2 protein-coding genes are annotated in these 1,990 nt (G+C 70.5%); both read left to right on the plus strand.

All coding sequences use genetic code 11. The features are described 5' to 3' along the window. Positions 1-339, plus strand: a 339-nt coding sequence (locus CH341_RS30985) for an HK97 family phage prohead protease (protein WP_210208693.1), incomplete at its 5' end; no start/stop codon positions are given. Between the two features lie 93 nt (positions 340-432). Continuing rightward, positions 433-1,971, plus strand: coding sequence for a prohead protease/major capsid protein fusion protein (locus CH341_RS30990; RefSeq protein ID WP_111423492.1), 1,539 nt, complete (start codon positions 433-435; stop codon positions 1,969-1,971). Positions 1,972-1,990 lie beyond the last annotated feature (19 nt).

A 1,990-nucleotide genomic window follows, 5' to 3' on the forward strand; every position in this document is an offset into this window, starting at 1 on the left:
GCCACGGTGCGGCTGTCGCGGGCGCCGTCGCATGCCGACATCGTCCAGAACATCCGGGACGGCATCATCCAGAACGTCTCGGTCGGTTACCGCATCCACGCGGTGGAGAAGGTCGAGGGGCCCGAAGGCGACGTGCCGCTGTGGAGGGTGGTCGACTGGGAGCCACTGGAGATCTCCGCCGTGCCGATCGGCGCCGATCCGGGCTGCCGGGCCCGCAGCGACGACCAGGCCATCCGCTACCCCGTCGTTCTCACCACCCGGGACTGCCCGGACGCGATCGCCGCCGCCGCCCGCATGCGCATGCGCCAGGCCGAGATCGACGGCTTCCGGACCCGCTGACATCCGCGCGGCCGAGCCGCGCGCGCCCGAATGCCCTTGGGCAAGGCACCAGGCCCGCCGTCAGGCGCGCCATTCCCGACGAAGGAGCCCATCATGACGCTGGAGCAGATGCTCGCCCGGCTCGCCGACCTGCAGGCGCAAGCCCGCGCCAAGCTCGACCAGATCAAGACTGACACGCCGGCCGCGGACGCCAAGCGGATCGAGGACGAACACAAGAGCCTGCTCGAGCAGATCCGCCAGGTCGAGGCCAACATCGCCACGGCGCGCGCCGCGCCGCCCGCCGAGCAGCGGACCGCGCCGCCGGCGCCGGCCGTCGCCGACGAGTCCGCCACCCGCACCGCCGTGGAGACCGCCCAGCGCGCCGAGCGTGAGCGGGCCGCCGGGATCGGCGATCTCGCCCGCACCTTCCAGATGCGCGAGCTCGGCGACGAGCACGTCCGTCACGGCACTTCGGTCGAGGCGTTCCGCGGCGTGCTGCTCGAGCGTCTCGCCGCGGCCTCCGACCGTGGCCCCGCCAACGGCAACACCCGGGTCGAGACCGGCGGCCAGGACGAGACCCAGACCCGCCGCGACGCGATCACGGCCGCGCTGCTGCACCGGCACGATCCCGGCCGATTCGCGCTCACCGAGCCGGCGCGCGACTATCGCGGCATGGCGCTGCTCGAGATCGCCCGCGAGGTGGTCGAGGCCTCCGGCACCCGAACTCGCGGCATGGCGCGCGACGAGATCGCCCGCCGGTCGCTGCACACGACGAGCGACTTCCCGGCCATTCTCGGAAACGTCTCCGAACAGACGCTGCGCGCCGCCTACGAGGCCCTGGAGAGCAACTGGCGGCCGTTCTGCCGCCGGACCAACGCGACGGACTTCAAGGACAAGACGTCGGTCCGCATGGGCGAGGCGCCGCAGCTCGTGAAGATCAACGAGGCGGGCGAGTACACCCGCGGCTCGATCACCGAAGGCAAGGAGAAGTGGAAGATCGCCACCTACGGCAAGGTGGTGGCGATCACCCGCCAGGTGATCATCAACGACGACCTCGGCGCCTTCACCCGGATCCCGCAGATGTTCGGCGTCTCGGTCGCGACGCTGGAGGCGGACATCATCTGGGGCCTGATCACCGGCAACCAGGTGATGAGCGACGGCAAGGCGCTGTTCCATGCCGAACACAAGAACATCGTCTCCGGGGCGGGCAATCTCGGCGCGCCGTCGGTGACGACCCTCGACGCTGCCCGCCTGAAGATGCGCCAGCAGAAGGGCCTCGACGGCAAGACCCGCATCTCCGTGCCTGCGGCGTTCCTGCTCGTCCCGGCCTCGCTGCAGACCGGCACCGAGCAGCTCTTCGCGGCGATCACGCCGGCGCAGACCGATAAGGTGGTGCCGGACTCGATGAAGCGGCTCACCGTCATCGCCGAGGATCGCCTCGACGACGTCTCCACCAAGGCCTGGTATCTCGCGGCGAATCCGAACAGCTCCGCCGTGGACACCATCGAATACGCCTACCTGGAGGGCAACGAGGGTCCCTATGTCGAGACCCGCGAGGGCTTCGACGTCGATGGTGTCGAGCTCAAGTGCCGCCTCGATTTCGGCGGCGCCGCGGTCGAGCACCGCGGCTTCGTGAAGAACCCGGGCGAGTAAGCGCGACGAGCCCCGTCAC

Source organism: Rhodoplanes roseus, assembly GCF_003258865.1.
Classification (GTDB): domain Bacteria; phylum Pseudomonadota; class Alphaproteobacteria; order Rhizobiales; family Xanthobacteraceae; genus Rhodoplanes; species Rhodoplanes roseus.

Coding starts and splice junctions, on each gene's coding strand:
- CH341_RS30990 (WP_111423492.1), top strand. CDS start 433: ATGACGCTGGAGCAGATGCTCGCCCGGCTCGCCGACCTGCAGGCGCAA.